This window comes from Candidatus Villigracilis affinis, from assembly GCF_016705895.1.
In the GTDB taxonomy this organism is placed as follows: domain Bacteria; phylum Chloroflexota; class Anaerolineae; order Anaerolineales; family Villigracilaceae; genus Villigracilis; species Villigracilis affinis.
In genome coordinates, this window is sequence record NZ_JADJKT010000024.1 from 149126 (window position 1) to 166567 (window position 17442).

Sequence of the window (17442 nt, forward strand, 5' to 3'; positions counted from 1 at the left end):
TCAAAACAGCCCACTCCGAGTTGAACCGGAGTGGGCTGTTTACCCTCTTGACAAATAGACGTTTATCTATATAATAACAAATAGAAAGTCATCAATATGAAATTTAACCCTGTTCTCTTTGCCAAAGCCATCTCAGATGAAACCCGCCAGAAGATTATGAACATCTGCTGTTGCTGTTCGCTTTCCGTCAACGAGATCGTTGACAAGCTCGATGTTTCCCAGCCCACGGTTTCGCATCACCTCGCCATTTTGCGCGAAGCGGACCTGGTCACTGTGCGCGAAGATGGCAAGCAAACGTTCTACTCTCTCAATCAGGATAATGTCGCTTATTGTTGCGGCCAGCTTATGGTCAAGTTTGCACCGGAGTCTGTGTCCACAGAAAATCTGATTAAGACGATCAAGGCCTGATCGGGAGATGTCTTCGGCCGAGACATCCTCCCGTTTTTTTGGCAAGTTCCATAGACAAACTTCTATATGAAAGGAGATGCCCCATGAACGAATTACCAGTTGTAAACGCTGAATGTTGTGAAGGCGGTTGTGAAAGCTGCGGCTGCGGCTGCTGCTAATGTACTATCTCTGTTCGCCGCATGGTGAACAGAGCGCATTTATCGGTAAATTTTTTTACAAAAACACATAGACAATCTTCTATGCAAAGGATTTGACAATGGATCTTACATCTCTACTTCAATATACGTTCGGCAAAGTTGTGGAAACCTTCTCTCACAATTGGTTTCTGCTTTTGCTCAGCATCATTGCCAGCGCCGCGCTGAAACTCTATGTTGATGAAGATGCCATCGCGCGTTTTCTGAGGCGAAACACAAAGAATAGTGTGCTCATGTCTACGGGGGTTGCAGTGGCCACGCCGCTTTGCTCGTGCGGCACCACGGCCATTGTGCTGGGCATGATGGCTTCCACGGTCCCGTGGGCACCCATTGTGGCCTTCCTCGTGGCGTCGCCGCTCACCTCCCCACAGGAGCTTTTCTATAGCGCAGGCCTATTCGGCTGGGATTTCGCCATCGCATTCTTTGTCGCATCGATCGCGCTTGGCCTCGCAGGCGGAGCGATCGCCAGTTTTGCAGAATCACGCGGCTGGCTTGCAAACCAAGCCCGCATGGCCGCACCCAAATTTGCATCCACCTCACTGGGAATCATGGGCGGCCCTGTTCCGCTTGACTTGCCAGTGATCATGCAACCTGTCGTGAAAACGGAAAAACCAAACATCACATTTCCAATGTTCATGCAAGAGATGTGGGCCGTCAGCAAACGTTTACTGCCTCTCTTCCTCGGCTTCACCTTCATCGGGTACATGCTCAACGGAATGATCCCCGCCGCGTGGATCACCAGCCTATTCGGCAGTGGACATGCATACAGCATTCCACTCGCCGCGACACTTGGGCTTCCGTTTTACGTCAACACCGAAGCATCCCTGCCGCTCGTCCGCGCGATGATTGATAGCGGCATGAGTCAGGGTGCGGCGCTCGCCTTCCTCATCACAGGCGCAGGCACATCCCTCGGCGCACTGGGCGGAGCGCTCACCATCGCCCGCTGGCGTGTCATTGGCATCGTAATCGGCACACTGTGGATCGGCTCCATCATTCTCGGTTTTGCCTATAATCTTTTCATTCTGTGAATTTCAACAAGGAGACTCAAATGACCCAATCCCCCACCCCCATTCACGAAACCGTTCGCGAGCATTACGCAGAGCGGATTAAGAGCAGCGCTTCCTGCTGCGGACCTTCCGACTGCTGCAGTCCGAACAACATTCTCTACCCCGAGCAGTTGCTCACTACAGTTCCATCCGACGTTGCCAACACCAGCTATGGCTGCGGCGACCCAATCACACTCGCCTCGTTGAAACCCGGTCAAACCGTGCTCGATCTCGGTTCAGGCGCAGGTCTCGATTGCATCCTCGCCGCACAAAAGGTCGGTGAAACTGGCCATGTCATCGGCGTAGATATGACTCCTGAAATGATCGAACGCGCCACAGCCAACGCGAAAAAGGTCAACTTGACCAATGTCGAATTTCGTCAAGGCTATCTCGAAGAACTCCCCGTTGAAAACAACACAGTGGATGTCATCATCTCCAATTGCGTTATCAACCTCTCGCCAGACAAGGAAAAGGTTTTTACAGAAGCCTTCCGTGTACTCGCCCCCGGCGGCAAATTGGCCGTTTCTGATATCGTCACGGCTGGCCTCCTGCCCGAACCCGTGCGCCAAAGCCTAAGCGCTTGGGCCGGATGTGTGGCTGGCGCAGTGCAAGCGGATGAATATATCGCCATGATGAAATCCGTCGGCTTCACCGACATTTCCGTTACCCCCGTCTTCTTCGACAAGGAAACCGTCGACTCTGCCCTCGCCGATATGAAACTGGACATGGCCGACTATCCGCGCGAAGAAGTGTACAAGGCCATCTACAGCGCCAAGATCACAGCCTACAAGCCCGCATAAAAATTCTAATTTCTTTACCACAAAGCCACAGAGACTCAAAGAAAAACTTTGTGGCTCTGTGGCTTGATAACTTCATAGTTCAGTTTTCAGAAACTCATTTAATAACACCCGAACCTTCACTTACGAATCAGGTTGTATTTTCTGAATGTTCTTCGGATTAAACACGGAGATCTGCCTGGTACCAAGCAAGACCTGCGCCTCTGGGGTCAATTCCACCCAAAAAAAACTGCGATGTTCGGAATATGGGTCTACTTTGAAGACCGTGCCGTTGTACCAGCCTTCCTTCTCACCGAACTTCGAATCCAGATAGATCTTTACCCGATCACCGATGCGAATCGCTTCTGTCATTTCAGCCCATCACCAACCGCGCAGCGAAGTCGGTTTGACACGGATCGCCGTCGAATATTCTTTGCTGAATTGCTCAAGGGTCATCCCCAATTCCTTGATGCCCTTACGATATTTACGCAAGTAAGCAGAGACTTTATGTGCAGGCGGCGTCTTCGCATCCAGAGTCGCCATGCCGATGTACACGACCACGTTCTGGTCGCCTGTTTCATCCGTATTGAAATGCAGGGAAACACTTCCATTCTCACGGATATGTTGAACCTTGTGCGCCTTCGGCTGGCTGAAGATCAAAAAGGCATCCTCATCCCAAATGAACCACACGGGTCTGGGCTGGGGAACATGATTCGCATCCACTGTGGTCAGCCAGACAACATATTCACTCTTGATCATCTTCTTCGCCTTGCGTTCAAGCTTCACCTTCGAGTCGCTCATCACTGCCTCCTGTTTAATATTTACTGGATGATTATTTACGATTTACAAACCAAAATACTCCCGCGCTGACAGCCATGATGATTCCGCCATTGATGGCCCACTGCGGGTCGCCCGTCATAAAACTGCCTGGCAACACATTGATTCCCTGCAAAAACCAAATTCCGCCTGCCAGAAAAAACAAAACCGCAATCACCTTCACAACATTCTTTAACATAACCTAATCCTCTCTCACCAATCACAACCTATTTTCTGATCTATCCCGCCAGCGACACTAAGACGCGAAATGCAAGATAGGTCGTCACCATGTCATCAGCGAAATACTCAACGTGCTGATCCATCGTCCGCGTGGCACCCGGCATAAGGGCAGCTTTATCCGCCATTTCAGATTGAGCGAATTCCAAGGTCATTTTGATGGGCTTCGAAATCTTGAACGGCTTTGGCGCTTTTCCACTGCGCAGGTTGATCACTGCCCGTTTGGCAGCTTCCTCGATCAAACTGGCAGATGCCGCAGGAGATAAACATTCAGCCGACATACGGCCAACGGCCTTCTTCACTTGTGCGGTCTCAATGGTGTTGCCAAAAATTTCGCGCACTTCAGCGCACAGGGTTTGGTCGCCCGCAGCCATAATAACAGGGACATCAAAATGCCCGCACACCGCGCCATTCAACCCCGATTCGCCAATGGCCCGATCATTGATCCACAGCCCGGATACACTCTCCGACCATGTGTGATCGAGGATCGCATTGACCACACCCATGCGCCCGTGATAACCAACGAACATCACACCATCCACACCATCGTCCACGCCTTGCACCATCGAAAGCGGCGCAGGTGAACCAGAATTCAGCATCGCTCGCGCATCCAACTCCTCGATCAAAATATTCCTGCCATTGTTGTGACCATCCGTCACCACAACCGACGTGGCCCCGCCCGCGAACGCCCCGCGAATGGCGGCATTCACATCCGCAGTCATCAACTTGCGGAAACGCGAATACTCAGGGTGGCTGGGATTGACCTGATCCCAATGCACAACCCCGGTGATCCCCTCCATATCTGCTGCAATTAAAATTTTCATAACATCCTTTTACGGTTTCAACGCGCGTGTCGCCATGTACGTTGAAATATATTCGCTGATCTTCATACCACTATGAGCATCTTCATACATATCGATGAGATGAAACCCCGCATCCATCTGACCTGTCAACTGGTCGGTGAACGAATGGCCAAACTCAGCAGGACGGTCTTCCGCTTTGAGGCGTTCCAGCCCATAGGTTTCGATATCTGAATACGGGATCTTATTTTGCACATTCAAAATGCCGTTATCCAAATCCTCCCAATTAAAGATATAGAACAACGGATTCATGAATCCAGAAAGCAGTGTGCCGCCATGGCGAAGCACACGATAAGCCTCCTTCCAAACGGGGCGGATCTCGTGGATGAACAAATTCGAAACGGGATGAAAGACCAGGTCAAAACTTTCATCGGCAAACACGGAAAGATCGCGCATATCCCCTTCCACCGTGCGGATGTTTAATCCATCACGGTCGGCAACTTCGCGGTCACGATCCAATTGAGCGGGAGAATTATCGAAGATGGTGACCTCAGCCCCAGCCGCCGCCAAAGTGGGACCCTGCTGACCGCCGCCACAGGCCAGCCCGAGGATCTTCAATCCCTGAATAGGCGGAAACCATTTCTGCGGTACAGGTTTGTTCTCGGTCAACACAACCGACCAATCACCCTTGCGGGCATTGGCGATCACCTCGGGGGAGACGGGCACCGTCCATGGGTTTTTACCAGAACGCACCTGGTTATCCCAGGCTTCGCGATTGTAAGAGCGGATATCGTTATTTGAATCCATAAGACCTCATCTCACTTCGAGTTTTTGTTACAAAATTTTTACACGGGGGCAATTGGGGAATAAATCCCGTCCGTACAATTACAACATAGGAGACCACCATGCGCAAGTATCTTTTTATTATCTTTCTAACGCTTTTTATTCTGTCCTGCGGAACGCCCGCAGCGGCAGCAGGCGAATCACCCACAGCGGCGGAAATGCCTGTTGAATCAGTCACCCAGCCCGCGGTTAAGAATGAAGCGCTAACATCCGTCGCTACATCCACAACCATGCTTTACATTTCAGCCACGATGCATATCGAGTCACAACCTGATTCATGGCCGAAGGATGTGGATGCCTTCCTCGCCTTCATCGAGCAGTTGACCGATGCGGGCGTGCACCTCTCCATCGGCGCGGATGTGGGGTGGCTGACGGGCGGCGTACGCGTGCAGGAGATTATTCAGCGCACAAGCGCGATGGGCGTGCAATGGGATGTACATACACACAAACTGACCGACCGTGCCAAAGCGGCTTACCTGATCGCGAAGTATGGCGTCACGCCCACCAGTGTCATCAGCGGGATGCAAATCAACGAATTTGATAAAGCGCGGCGGCCTTCAACGTACAAAGGCTACACGTGGACACCGCAAGTGGTTTGGGGTGGAGTGGTCTGCGTGGGTCACCGCCCGGGCTGCGACGATACGTCCATTGCGCTGTACCGCCCCACCAGCAGCGCCAAATACGATGTGCATGACCCGAACGGAAACATCGTGCGTGTGGGCAATTCAGACCATCAACTTGCAAGCGCAGAATCATTGCTCGCGCAGATCGAAGCAGGGACATATTCCTTGCCAATGCTCAGCTTTACGCTCATGATCGAACCTGAGACTTTGCAAATCGTCAACTCAGAAGACGGCCTCACTGAAATTCTCGCCTTCGTGGAGCGAATGAAGCAGAATCCAACTGTCCGCTTTGCAACGATCGAAGAGGCGGCGCAGGCCTGGGTTACGGCGGGTGGCATGCCGATCCGAATTCCATAATACGCACCTTATTAAACTTTGAGAGTCGGGCTGCGTAGGCCCGACTCTCTCGTGAGGGGAACAACAACTTGCTAATCTGCAGCGGCTGGTTCGACCGCCATAGATACCGGGGAGTGGTGGATCCGATCCAAAATGATGTAACCGAGCATGGCAATTCCACCGATCACGCCGCATGCAACCCATAGCCAGTTCGGGTTGATGTTTTCCATGATCCAGCCTGCCATGTAAGGACCTGCCGCAAAAGCAATGCCCCAGGAAAGCCCTGAGATTGCCATGTAACGTCCACGCATTTCTTCGGGGGCAAAGCTCGCCACAAGCGCCTGCTGAAAGGGCGAGACGACCATTTCGCCAATGGTGATGATGACCATCGCAAATACAAAGAGCATGTAGGTCGAGGTAAATCCATACATGGCGAAGCCGATCGCATATAACGCGGTGCCGAGTGCCATCATCAACATGGGTTTGTATTTTTCAAGTTTGCGCGCAATCCAGAACTGGAACAGCACAACAATAAACGCGTTCATACTGAGCAGATATCCATAATTCAATTCGGGAATGCCGTGACTATCACGCAGATATACGCCGAGAGTGGTGTTCATGTTCATATACACAAGCGCCATCAAGATCGTGACAAAGACAAAGCCCATGAACGGAATATCTTTGAAAACTTTCCCATAACCTGCGAAAGTTTGGGCGACCGTTTCAGTTTTCGCATCTGGATGCGCCTTGGGCTTGGTTTCTGGCAAGGCAAAGAGGACGATCCCCGCCGCAACCACGCTGATGACTGCGTCGATGATGAAAAGCAGGATGTACGATTTCGCGATCAACAGCCCAGCCACAGCGGGAGCAATGATCACTGCCAGGTTGAAGATCACACGGATGATGCCGTACCCTTCGGCACGTTTGTTTTCGGGGAGCAGATCAGCCACCACGGCTTCATGCGCAGGGCCGCCGATACTGGAAAGTGTGCCAACAATGACCGACACCGCTACGAAAATTCCCAGTGTGGGAGCGTACCCCATTCCAAGTGCGCTCAATGCAGAAAGCAACAAGCTAAAGATGATCACGCCTTTGCGCCCTACGCGATCTGTGAGCGCGCCGCCAAGAGCACTGCCCACCAGCCCTGAAATGGAGAAGATCCCAAACAGGATCCCAACCGTGGCCATGCCAATCTCGAATTTTTTAGTGAGATACAGCGCAAAGAACGGATAAAGCATGAATCCACCGAAGCGGTCTATGAAAACGATAATGTTATAGACCCAGAACGCCTTGGGGTATTCATGGTAAATGGACTTAAGTTTTGCTAACATTCTCTCTCTCTCCTTGAGAATAAAAACTTCGGAAGCCTGTTTCAGCATTTCATCAGTAACAGGCTTCCGAAGGAAAAGCCGTAATATTATTAATGGGCGTAGCGGCGGTTCGAGTTGCGGCGGTTTTGCGCAGGAGCTTCGTAACGTTTTACCAAGCCTTCACCGCGTTCGATCATCCACTGGCCAAATCCGCGCAAGATGCGTGTCGATAAATTGGGGCGATACACCCGAACATTCACTGCCTGCAACTGTCTGTCACTTAATTCGCGTTCGATATCTCTCTGATGTTCTTCAACCAAATACTCTTCCAAAAGCGGGTTCATGTTAAGCCTCCTTCAACGATTACCGATCCAGTAAAAAGGCGGAAACTGCCTTAAGTGTCTTCTCAATGCGATCTCGATTCAAAGTATATTCCTTTGCGCCGTTCACTCTCCTTTCCTGAAGATATCCACTGGCTGTAAGTTGACCCAGGTAACGCGAAACACTCGGCTGGCTGAGCTGGATGGCGTCCATTACCTCATTGGAACGCATCCTGCCGTTTTCCGCGATCATTTGCAAAATTTGCAAGCGTGTCTCATCTGCGAGGGCGGAGAGCTTGCTGACGATCTCCGCGCGGTCCAATTCAGGGACTTGTACATCCGAGCCTTCCGGCAGATGCGCCCCGAAATAAATATAGATGTCGTTTCGTACTTTTGTCGTATGGATGTACGGTCCAATATGAGCGTTGGGGACGAAGATCACCTGCGTGGAACTCTCAAGGGTGTTCAACCATTTTGTTTCCTGCGCATCCTTGCCTGTTACAAACCGCAGCTGCTCCACACGCGTCATATCACTTGTATCGATCTTGTTAAATGCCCTGGCCGATTCTTCAAGCATCAGGCGCACACGCACCCACTCAGCTTGCAGGTAATTCTTCCAAAACCAGCGAATGTGCCCGGTGACCAGCTGTTTAAGCGCGGCAGGGTCGATCACATATTGATAAGCCCGTGTTTCCATTTCCACGTCGGTCAATTCCTCGCCAAACCGATATTGCAGGAATGCCACGTAATTTTCAGCGGAAGAGAGCGCCTCCTCCCAATTCACCCGCTCACCCATCTTCGCCTTTGATTCTTCAGTAATACAGATCATTTCATAGGCTTTCAACAAACGGTCACGAAATTCCGAGGGCGGTGTCGCCTCAAGGCTTTCCAGATATGCTTCAAACGTAGCTCCGCTAACTTGAGGCAGAATTGAATAATAAAAACCGATCGTCACCAATTTATGGCGAAGGCGTTCCTCTACAGACATTTCTGCGCGGGTCTTCGTCACCCACTCGTGAATGCCGGGTTCATCTTCGGCCTTCGAAATAAGGAGCATACTGCCAAAGGCATTGATGGCAGGCTCAACAACTACGAGTGAATTTTCTGTTCTGGTTTTTTCGAGATTGAGTTCAAAGGGTGACATTAGATGCTCCGTATTATTCTTATTATTCATATTATTGAATAATGCACATATTATAATCATGTGGATAAATTTGTCAAGAGGAAAAGAAAAACTCCCCGCCAAATGGCAGGGAGTTGAGGATGAAAAAACGGTTCTTTCTGGACCTAGGGATTGGGCGTGCCTTCGACGGCCACTCCAACCCAGGTGAAGACGTGCTTGTCGCTGACTGCGCCAGAAGCCACCCAAATCGGCTGACCCTGATCGTCAGTCCCTGCCTGGCGGACGGGGGTCACCCACCAGCGTAGAACATGCGCCACATTATCTTTCGGGCGGAAAGTGCTGGGGACGATATATTTCGTATCTGTCACATAATCGGTCAGGCGGCGGGTCTGGTCAGAGGTGACATCCTCCACCGTGATCTGGTAGGCCTCACCGTCACGCAGAACGCCCACGGAGGCCCATTGCAGGGTCACCACGTCATTTGCCAGGGTGAAGGCCGCTCCGTCCGCAGGCAGAAGCAGGTTCGGGGCGGGGTAAGGAGGCGGAATCGTCGCGGTTGGGGTCGGCCCCGGAGTGGCTGCCCGTTTACAAAGCGGAATCAGCAGGGACGATCCAATAAAAACGTTGTCGGTGGGTAATCCGTTGTATTCCTTGATCGCCTCTGGCGGCACCGCATAGTTCAGCGCAATGGTTGAAAGGGTATCGCCATCCTGCACTGTGATCGGGACCGTTTCGCAGGCATCCTGGGTGGCCTTGGCCGGCTCGGGGGTATTCGTCGCGGCGGCAGGAATGGTCGGCGTGGGGTACGGGATCTTCAAGACCTGCCCCACACTGATCGGACAGGTGGAAGCCAGATTGTTGGCGATGATGATGCTCTGAACGGAAATATTGAAGTTGAATGCGATCTGCGAACAGGTTCCATCACCCGCGGAAACCGTGTAATCGAACGGCGGGATGTTGGTAGACGTTGGAATCTGCGTGGGAATCAATGTCGCTGTGGCAGGCAGGGTTTCGGTGGGGGTAGCCGATGGTGTGGCCGTTTCTGCCGTTTCGAAGGTTCCAGGCGGGGCACTGGCGCGCAACGAGAAAAATACGATGGCCGCGGCTACGATGATCACCACCGCAATGACCCCCACTGCGGCCGGCAAGCTCAAAGTAACCACCGGCATACGGCTGGCCTGTACCGATTTCTCTACTTTCTTTGCGGCTTTCGGTTCGGGCTTGGCGTTGAATTCCGTACCGCACACGAGACAGCGCATTGCGTTTTCACTCAAACGCGTACCGCATGTGGGACAGACTTTTGTCTTATTATTGGGGTTGGATTCTTGGCTCATACGAAAAAAATTATACCATCGAACATTTATACGCCTTCGACGACCACCATGTTCGTCTTTGCGTATTTATGGCGTAATGCGCGCGCTGGGGCATATTCAGATGAATTCAGCCAGTTTTTCGCCTGTTCCACAGAGGGAAATTCGAGAATGACCAGCCGTTTTGCCTGCCACTCCCCTTCCAGAGTTTCATTCTGACCGCCCCGTGCGATGTATTTTCCGCCGTACAATTTCACCGCTTCGGGCGCTAATTTGACATATTCCTTGTACCCCTCAGGGTCAGAAACTTCGATATCCACGATCACATAGGCTGTCATTGAATTTTCCTTTATTATGCAGTTTGCGGCTTGGACAGTGTGGTGACAAGCACCTTGTCCACACGGCGGCCATCCATATCGACTACCTCGAAACGAAAACCGTTCCAATCAAAATGGTCTGCGGCCTGTGGGACACGCCCAAGCGAGGTCATTACAAAACCGCTTAACGTCTCGTATTCATCTTCATGGGGAAGTGAATCAAAGTTGAAGAGCTCTTTGAATTCGTCCACTTCCAACATGCCATCCAGCAACCATGAGCCATCCTGTCGTTGGGTGGCTTGCGGTTCCTCGAATTCCATCGCCCCGACGATCTCTTCCAAAATATCATTGATCGTGAGCAGACCTTGCAAACCACCGAACTCATCCACGACCAGAAGTAGCTCGGTATTTTTCTCTTTGAACAGTTCCAGCGCGCGCGAAGCGAACATGGTTTCAGGGATGAAATGCGCAGGCTTGAGCAGGGATTTCAAATCCATCTCCTTGCCAGACAAACTATCCACCAGCAGGTCGCGTGATTTGACGATGCCGACAATGGTCTCCAATGAATCCTGCCGAACAGGAAAACGGGAATACGGGCACCCAGCAATCTTCTCGCGGATTTCCTCGACCGTGTCGTTGATATCCAGCCAGACCACTTCCGTACGCGGGGTCATCAGCGAATAGACGCGTGAATCGCCGAGGCTAAAAATACCCTCGACCATATCCTGCTCCGCTTCCTCGAACACACCTGCCTGTGTACCCTGATCGATCAGCAGATGAATCTCCTCTTCCGTTACGGGCGGCTCGGAAGAAGGGTCCACCCCCATTAGACTCAAAGCAAAGTTTGTAGCCTTGCTCATCAACTTAATCAAAGGTGAAAATGCCTTCGAAATAAAGAGCATGGGGCCCGCCACAATCTGTGCAATCTTTTCCGGGCTGGTAAGCCCAAGTCGCTTCGGAACCAGTTCACCCAGCCAGATGGTGAGGATGGTAATGGCCAACACAACCACAACCAGTGAGATCGATTCACTAAACTCACCAATGTAGGGGACATCTTGGATTACCAGAGCCAGAGCCTCTGAAATAGTGGATCCACCCACAGCGCCTGCCAACACTCCAATCAATGTAATGCCAATCTGGACGGTGGATAAAAAAATATTGGGATCTTTGAGCAGCTTGAGAGCCAATTCTGACGATTTATTCCCTTCATTTGCCTGTTGCTGCAAACGCACCTTGCGGGAAGCAACCAATGCAGCTTCAGACATTGCAAGCAGTGCATTGATCAATACTAGAATCAAGATCAGAATGATTTCGTTGATAATACTCATGGTTTCCTTATTAACCGGGTACAGACTTAAAAACATAAAGCCGCGAAAAAGCCTCGCAGCAAAAGTCATCTTTTGTCAATTGGTTTGGGTAAAACTCAATAAATGGAGACGCAAAAAGGTCTATCGAAATTTCTATGGGGATTTCTGACATGGGGTTTTTTAAATTATTTTTCTCTTCTTCTATTGTAACTTATTGTTGTTTTTTCTTATCGATCTTCTTTTCAATGTCCTTCAAACGGCTGTCCATGCGTGCCTGAAACCTTGCCACCATGATCGGCACAACAAGAACTAGCAAAATCAGGGCACAGGTAAAAGCAAGCTCCAAAATGCTTATACGAAACATTATAACCGTACCACAATTCCCTTCCCTGCCCGTACCTCGCCAATCACCCAAACGGGCTGACCAAGTTCCTTGGCACGGGATTCAAACTCCATCAGTTTTTCGGGCGGGACGCCGAGCAGAAGCCCTCCGCTGGTCTGCGGATCGAACAAAAGCATTTGGGCAGGTTCATCCACCTCAGCATCAAAGCGGACATTTTCTCCAAAATGTCCTTTGTTGTCAAATGCGCCGCCGGGGAAAATGCCCTTTTCGGCATAGCCACGCGCACCGCTCAATAACGGAATTTTCGTATTCTCAATGGCGAGGCAAACACCGGAAGCCTGTGCCATTTCCATGCCATGACCGAGGAAACCGAAGCCGGTGATGTCCGTTCCGCCGCGCAATTCGAATTCCACCGCAAGTTGACCCGCTGTCTTATTCAGGCGTGACATCCACTCGATAGCTTCCTTGATGTGCTGTTCTTCGGCCTTTTCCTGTTTCAACGCAGTCGTCGTCACGCCGCCACCAAGGGGTTTTGTCAGCACAAGTACATCGCCGACTTTGAGTCCGCCTTTGCTGAGCATCTTACGCGGATCGACAAATCCGATCACGACCAACCCAAATTTTGGTTCCTTATCTTTGACGGTGTGTCCACCCGCAATGACCACACCCGCCTCGCGCGCTTTTTCCGCGCCGCCGCGCATGATCTCGCTTGAAATTTCCACAGGCAAATGATCGGGCAGCGCGGCCACATTCAACGCCATAAAAGGCTGCCCGCCCATCGCGTACACATCCGAAAGGGAATTCGCTGCCGCAATCGAACCGTATTCGTAAGGAGTATCCACAACAGGGGTGAAAAAATCCGTGGTGACCACAATCGCTTTGTCATCACTTAAACGCCAAACAGCCGCATCATCCGGGGAGGCAAGACCCACCAAAAGGTCCGGATATGCAGCGGGATCAAAAACATCCTTGATCGGACGCAGAACCTGCGTCAGCGCATCAGCGCTTAGTTTAGACGCTCAGCCAGCACACGCCGAAAGCGTGGTCAGGCGAATCTCACGTCCAGATTGTGGAATCGACATTGTGCTCCTAGTTTAAAGAAATGACCGTCGGCGAAAAACAACCGACGGTCATATTGTACCAATGATGTTGGGTTGATTTTACTGCGTCTGTAATGTCGTATCGGGCAAAGGCAGAATGAACTGATTACCGCTCGGGATGAAGATGGTCTGCACACCCGGGGCAAGTTTCAAAATATATTGATACTGTAACAACGTCGGTGTGAGCGAAGCAGAAAGCAATTGGTTGGCCTGTGCCTCAGCCTGCGCCTGAATCAAACGCGCTTCCGCTGCACCTTGCGCCGCGATCACCGCCGCATCAGCCTGACCTTGCGCAATCTGACGTGCCTGTTCGGCTTCATTCTTTTTCTGCTCAATAACATTCTTGGATTGTTGCGCCTGTTGTTCCGCGATCTGCTTCTGCTCGACAGCCGCTGCATATTCATCGCTAAAGCGGATATTGCGCAGAAGGAAGTCGGACATGATGATGTTATTGGCTTTCAATTTTGATTCGATCTCATCGCGGATTGTCTGCTCCAATTCACCGCGTTTGGTGCTGACCAATTCTTCCACGCCAAATTGCGAAACGGCATTGCGGATGGCCGCGCGTGCCACGGGCCGCACTACATTTTCCTCATAGCGGTTTTGCCAGGTAATATGTAATTGAATCAACTGTGTGGGGTCAGCCGCATAAATGACGGATGCGTCAACGAAAATCTGCTGTCCATCTTTTGTGCGCGCCTGAATCGAATCATCGCCTTGCACCGCACCCTCACTGCTCGTGGACGACATGGTATACGTTTGCTTGGCAATGGAGTATTTCTGCACGCTTTCAATAAACGGAATGATCCAGTGCAAGCCAGGCCCTAATGCTTGTGTGCGATAGCCATTTGGCTGAAAAGCCGAAATCACCACGCCATACTCATTGGCTTGCAGGAACACCAATCCTGCTCCAATTGAGGTCAATAAAATCGCGGCAACAAGCAAAACAACTACCAGCGAGCTTAATCCTTTTGCAGGTTGGTTGCGGCTGGCGCGCACGAAAATCATAATAAGCACACCGACAAAGCCGAGCCATGCAAAGGAAGCTAATCCCTGCAGTAAACTTGAAATATTCATGGTTCCTCCAAAAATGATGTTAATTCATTATAACGCTTGTTCATGCCCGCAAAGCGTGATAGCATCGCGGCATGCACACAGGCACAGGTCAAATCACAGAAATTTATCTGGATGGCTCCGCCCAAATGGACTGCCCGCCAAATTTGATTCCATCGCCGGGGCAGTATCTCCTCGCCCATGCCAGCGGATCTGATTCACCACTGCCTGTTTCTGTTTACTTCTACGACTCAGCGCCGAAAGGGTTTCGCTTCGCGCCGCCCCTGCCTTCCATCTGGACAATTGGAACAAAGTTAAACTTACGCGGCCCGCTCGGGCATGGATTTTCCATCCCAAGCTCGGCTCGCAAGGTGGCATTGATCGCCCTTGAAGGCTCGCCTGCCTACTTACACGGGCTGATTTCCATCGCATTGAAAGAGCAGGCCGAAGTTGTGATCGTATGTGAATCCGCGCCGAGTGATTTGCCCGAAGTGGTGGAAGTGCAGCCGTTGCGCGCGCTGGAGGAAATTTGCAAGTGGGCCGATTTCATCGCAGTGGATACCGCCCGCGAGACTCTGAATCAGATGAAGAAACTGTTCGAGAAACTGAATCAACTGTCGGCGGTGCGTGAAGCGCAGGTGCTCATTCGCGTGCCCATGCCGTGTGGAGGTCTGGCTGAGTGCGGGGTGTGCGCCGTTTCATCCAATAATCCACATGATTGGAAGATGGTTTGCAAGGATGGTCCCGTGTTTGAAATGAATTTTATTACGTGATGTTTGTACTTTGGCCTTCGTGACGCTTGGCACTACTCTTTATTGTAGGAAAACGACATAATGAGCATAGCGGGCAATCCCGCTAAATTATGTCCGACTTCTCATATAAATCTAAGGAGTTGTAATGGCAGCTAAAGGCTGGATCGAAGTTAGTGATACTTATTGTAAAGGATGCGAGGTATGCCTTAGTGCATGTCCGCAGGGTGTGATGGAACTTAACATGTCACACCTGACCCCGAAGGGCTACCACCCCGCGCACACGTTCAAGGACGGTTGCACGGGGTGTGCTATTTGTGCGCTGGTTTGCCCAGATGCGGCAATCACGGTTTATCGTGAAATAACAAAGGCTGCCGCGCCCGTTACGGCAACAGCATAAAAAAAGATGAAAGAGGAAAGATGTAAATTTCTTTCTTCTTTCATCTTTCTCTTTTGAACCACAGAAGAAACAATGGAGAAATAAATGCCAAAAGAATTATGGAAAGGGAACGAAGCCATTGCCGAAGCCGCCGTACGCGCGGGGCTTGAGGCCTATTTCGGCTACCCGATCACCCCTCAAACGGAAATCCTTGAATATCTTTCCCGCCGCATGCCCGAACTCGGGCGCGCTTTTGTGCAAGCGGAATCAGAACTCGGCGCGATCAACATGGTATACGGCGCGGCATGCACAGGTGTGCGTGTGATGTCGTCCTCTTCGAGCCCGGGGGTGAGTTTGATGATGGAAGGGATCTCATACATCGCAGGGACGGAAGTGCCCGCGGTGCTGGTCAACGTGATGCGCGGCGGACCGGGCCTCGGAAACATTGCCCCCGCTCAGGCCGATTACAACCAGGCCGTCCACGGCGGCGGACATGGCGATTATCAACCGATCGTGCTGGCTCCCGCTTCGGTGCAGGAAGCCATTGATTTAATGGTGCTTTCCTTTGACCTCGCTGAAAAATATCGCTCGGTGTGCATGATGATCCTCGATGGCTGCGTAGGCCAGATGATGGAACCCGCGCAAATGCCTGAAATGAGACCCGTCCATCGTGAGAACTGGGATTGGGCCACCAACGGCAAAATGGGCAAACGCGAACGGCGCATACTCTCTTCAATTTATATCGAACCCGCTGAAGAAGAGAAAATGAATCTGCGCCTGCTCAATCGCTGGCAAACGATCCAAGCGAACGAAGTACGTTATAAGGAATATTTCCTCGATGATGCAGAGATCGTCATTGTGGGCTTTGGCACGGCGGGACGTGTGGCTCTTTCGGCGGTGCGTGAAGCACGCGCAGAAGGAATCAAGGTTGGGCTTTTGAGGCCGGTCACTGTCAGCCCGTTCCCTTCCGAGGTGATTGAGCAGCTTGCGGGTAAGGTGGATGCGTTCCTCGTCACCGAGATGAATTCGGGTCAAATGCTGGAGGATGTCCGTTTGGCGGTGAAGGGCCGTGTCCCTGTTGAATTTTATGGTCGCCTGGGCGGCATGGTTCCATTCCCCGATGAAATTTTGAATGAGATTCACCGCATGGCAAAAAGCAAGATGGCTGTGAATGCAAATCCGCGTGATGCGTGGCTTGCGCGTATGGCCACTGCGTAAAGGACATGGTGAAAATAATGATCCCTGAAAATGCAGTTTGTGTAAGACCCGAAGGGTTTACAGAAACACCCACCCATTACTGTCCGGGCTGTACCCACGGCGTGGCACACCGCCTTGTTGCGGAAGTGCTGCAGGAAATGAATGTTTTGGATAAAACGATCGGTGTTGCGCCGGTGGGCTGTTCGGTTTTTGCCTACAATTATTTCGATACCGATTTTGTGGAAGCGCCGCACGGACGCGCCCCCGCGATGGCGACGGGCATCAAGCGTGTGCTGCCTGACCGAATCGTTTTTACTTATCAAGGTGATGGCGATCTGGCTTCGATCGGCATGGGCGAAATTGTCCACGCTGCCGCACGCGGCGAAAACCTGACCGTGATCTTTGTCAACAACGCCAACTTTGGCATGACCGGCGGACAAATGGCGCCGACAACATTACCCGGCATGAAGACCACTTCGTCACAGAATGGCCGCGATGTTGAAACACAAGGTTACCCGATCAAGATGGCTGAAATGCTCGCCACTCTCGACGGCGTTGGTTTCTGCGCACGCCGTTCTCTGCATGACGCGAAAAATATCCGCCTTGCGAAGAAGGCAATCCGCCTTGCGTTTGAAACCCAGGCCCGCGGACTTGGCTTCGCCATGGTCGAGCTGCTCTCCACCTGCCCGACGAACTGGGGCATGACGCCCGTCAATTCGTTGAAATTCGTAGAAGAGCACATGGTCCCTGCATATCCGCTGGGCGATTACAAGATCAGTGAAGCGATCAAGCAGATCAAAATTTAATGAGAATCGGCACATCGGGAATTGGGAATAGGTCTTCCCAGTTCCAATT

22 protein-coding genes are annotated in these 17442 nt (G+C 51.5%); 8 read left to right on the forward strand and 14 right to left on the reverse strand.

Translation table 11 applies throughout. The annotated features are described in order from the left end of the window. The first annotated feature begins 96 nt into the window (after nucleotides 1-96). The 3 genes from IPI86_RS10850 to arsM all read left to right on the forward strand — a co-directional run bounded on the left by IPI86_RS10850 (nucleotide 97) and on the right by arsM (nucleotide 2448). A complete protein-coding gene (locus IPI86_RS10850) occupies nucleotides 97-408 on the forward strand; it encodes a metalloregulator ArsR/SmtB family transcription factor (RefSeq protein WP_345298028.1) in 312 nt (103 codons plus the stop codon). 256 nt (nucleotides 409-664) lie between these two features. Further along, on the forward strand, nucleotides 665-1630 hold the full coding sequence (locus IPI86_RS10855; protein ID WP_345298029.1) for a permease: 966 nt from the start codon (nucleotides 665-667) through the stop codon (nucleotides 1628-1630). Nucleotides 1631-1650: 20 nt separating this feature from the next. Next, nucleotides 1651-2448 (forward strand): arsenite methyltransferase, encoded by a 798-nt coding sequence (gene arsM / locus IPI86_RS10860; RefSeq protein ID WP_345298030.1) that lies wholly within the window; start codon nucleotides 1651-1653, stop codon nucleotides 2446-2448. A 120-nt stretch (nucleotides 2449-2568) separates the two neighbouring features. On the opposite strand, the gene IPI86_RS10865 is transcribed toward arsM, so the two are convergent. The 5 genes from IPI86_RS10865 to IPI86_RS10885 are packed head-to-tail and all read right to left on the reverse strand — an operon-like array spanning nucleotide 2569 to nucleotide 5084. Next, nucleotides 2569-2796: a hypothetical protein gene (locus tag IPI86_RS10865; protein WP_345298031.1), complete on the reverse strand. Its 228-nt coding sequence runs from the start codon at nucleotides 2794-2796 to the stop codon at nucleotides 2569-2571. 9 nt (nucleotides 2797-2805) lie between these two features. Further along, nucleotides 2806-3225 (reverse strand): TIGR03667 family PPOX class F420-dependent oxidoreductase, encoded by a 420-nt coding sequence (locus IPI86_RS10870; protein WP_345298032.1) that lies wholly within the window; start codon nucleotides 3223-3225, stop codon nucleotides 2806-2808. A 31-nt stretch (nucleotides 3226-3256) separates the two neighbouring features. After that, nucleotides 3257-3439: a hypothetical protein gene (locus tag IPI86_RS10875; RefSeq protein WP_345298033.1), complete on the reverse strand. Its 183-nt coding sequence runs from the start codon at nucleotides 3437-3439 to the stop codon at nucleotides 3257-3259. Nucleotides 3440-3479: 40 nt separating this feature from the next. Further along, nucleotides 3480-4301, reverse strand: coding sequence for a M55 family metallopeptidase (locus tag IPI86_RS10880; RefSeq protein ID WP_345298034.1), 822 nt, complete (start codon nucleotides 4299-4301; stop codon nucleotides 3480-3482). Nucleotides 4302-4310: 9 nt separating this feature from the next. Continuing rightward, complete coding sequence (locus IPI86_RS10885) at nucleotides 4311-5084, reverse strand: class I SAM-dependent methyltransferase (protein WP_345298035.1); 774 nt, start codon at nucleotides 5082-5084, stop codon at nucleotides 4311-4313. A 98-nt stretch (nucleotides 5085-5182) separates the two neighbouring features. Between IPI86_RS10885 and IPI86_RS10890 the strand changes: the two genes are divergently transcribed. Continuing rightward, nucleotides 5183-6100, forward strand: coding sequence for a hypothetical protein (locus tag IPI86_RS10890; RefSeq protein WP_345298036.1), 918 nt, complete (start codon nucleotides 5183-5185; stop codon nucleotides 6098-6100). A gap of 71 nt (nucleotides 6101-6171) precedes the next feature. Here the strand turns inward: IPI86_RS10890 and IPI86_RS10895 are convergent, their stop codons facing one another. The 9 genes from IPI86_RS10895 to IPI86_RS10935 all read right to left on the reverse strand — a co-directional run bounded on the left by IPI86_RS10895 (nucleotide 6172) and on the right by IPI86_RS10935 (nucleotide 14286). Continuing rightward, a complete protein-coding gene (locus IPI86_RS10895) occupies nucleotides 6172-7410 on the reverse strand; it encodes an MFS transporter (RefSeq protein WP_345298037.1) in 1239 nt (412 codons plus the stop codon). An 89-nt stretch (nucleotides 7411-7499) separates the two neighbouring features. Then, nucleotides 7500-7733, reverse strand: coding sequence for a hypothetical protein (locus IPI86_RS10900; RefSeq protein ID WP_345298038.1), 234 nt, complete (start codon nucleotides 7731-7733; stop codon nucleotides 7500-7502). Between the two features lie 19 nt (nucleotides 7734-7752). Beyond that, nucleotides 7753-8853 carry a winged helix-turn-helix domain-containing protein gene (locus IPI86_RS10905; protein ID WP_345298039.1) on the reverse strand — a complete coding sequence of 367 codons (1101 nt, stop codon included), beginning with the start codon at nucleotides 8851-8853 and terminating at the stop codon, nucleotides 7753-7755. A gap of 143 nt (nucleotides 8854-8996) precedes the next feature. Further along, nucleotides 8997-10166 (reverse strand): LysM peptidoglycan-binding domain-containing protein, encoded by a 1170-nt coding sequence (locus IPI86_RS10910; protein WP_345298040.1) that lies wholly within the window; start codon nucleotides 10164-10166, stop codon nucleotides 8997-8999. Between the two features lie 26 nt (nucleotides 10167-10192). Further along, a complete protein-coding gene (locus IPI86_RS10915; RefSeq protein ID WP_345298041.1) occupies nucleotides 10193-10480 on the reverse strand; it encodes a DUF1330 domain-containing protein in 288 nt (95 codons plus the stop codon). Nucleotides 10481-10494: 14 nt separating this feature from the next. Further along, entirely contained in the window at nucleotides 10495-11787 is a 1293-nt protein-coding gene (locus IPI86_RS10920) for a hemolysin family protein (RefSeq protein ID WP_345298042.1), read from the reverse strand. Nucleotides 11788-11977: 190 nt separating this feature from the next. Continuing rightward, nucleotides 11978-12130, reverse strand: a complete 153-nt coding sequence (locus IPI86_RS10925; protein WP_345298043.1) for a hypothetical protein — start codon at nucleotides 12128-12130, stop codon at nucleotides 11978-11980. Then, nucleotides 12130-13191 carry a selenide, water dikinase SelD gene (gene selD, locus IPI86_RS10930; RefSeq protein ID WP_345298044.1) on the reverse strand — a complete coding sequence of 354 codons (1062 nt, stop codon included), beginning with the start codon at nucleotides 13189-13191 and terminating at the stop codon, nucleotides 12130-12132. Before selD ends, IPI86_RS10925 begins: the two co-directional genes overlap by 1 nt. 78 nt (nucleotides 13192-13269) lie before the next feature. After that, nucleotides 13270-14286, reverse strand: a complete 1017-nt coding sequence (locus tag IPI86_RS10935; protein WP_345298045.1) for a prohibitin family protein — start codon at nucleotides 14284-14286, stop codon at nucleotides 13270-13272. Nucleotides 14287-14357: 71 nt separating this feature from the next. Between IPI86_RS10935 and IPI86_RS10940 the strand changes: the two genes are divergently transcribed. The 4 genes from IPI86_RS10940 (at nucleotide 14358) to IPI86_RS10955 (ending at nucleotide 17393) form a co-directional block, all read left to right on the forward strand. Beyond that, nucleotides 14358-15035: a hypothetical protein gene (locus IPI86_RS10940; RefSeq protein ID WP_345298046.1), complete on the forward strand. Its 678-nt coding sequence runs from the start codon at nucleotides 14358-14360 to the stop codon at nucleotides 15033-15035. Nucleotides 15036-15159: 124 nt separating this feature from the next. Continuing rightward, nucleotides 15160-15411 carry a 4Fe-4S dicluster domain-containing protein gene (locus tag IPI86_RS10945; protein WP_345298047.1) on the forward strand — a complete coding sequence of 84 codons (252 nt, stop codon included), beginning with the start codon at nucleotides 15160-15162 and terminating at the stop codon, nucleotides 15409-15411. A gap of 84 nt (nucleotides 15412-15495) precedes the next feature. Next, nucleotides 15496-16608 (forward strand): 3-methyl-2-oxobutanoate dehydrogenase subunit VorB, encoded by a 1113-nt coding sequence (gene vorB / locus IPI86_RS10950; RefSeq protein ID WP_345298048.1) that lies wholly within the window; start codon nucleotides 15496-15498, stop codon nucleotides 16606-16608. Nucleotides 16609-16625: 17 nt separating this feature from the next. After that, on the forward strand, nucleotides 16626-17393 hold the full coding sequence (locus IPI86_RS10955) for a thiamine pyrophosphate-dependent enzyme (protein WP_345298049.1): 768 nt from the start codon (nucleotides 16626-16628) through the stop codon (nucleotides 17391-17393). The last annotated feature ends 49 nt before the right edge of the window (nucleotides 17394-17442 follow it).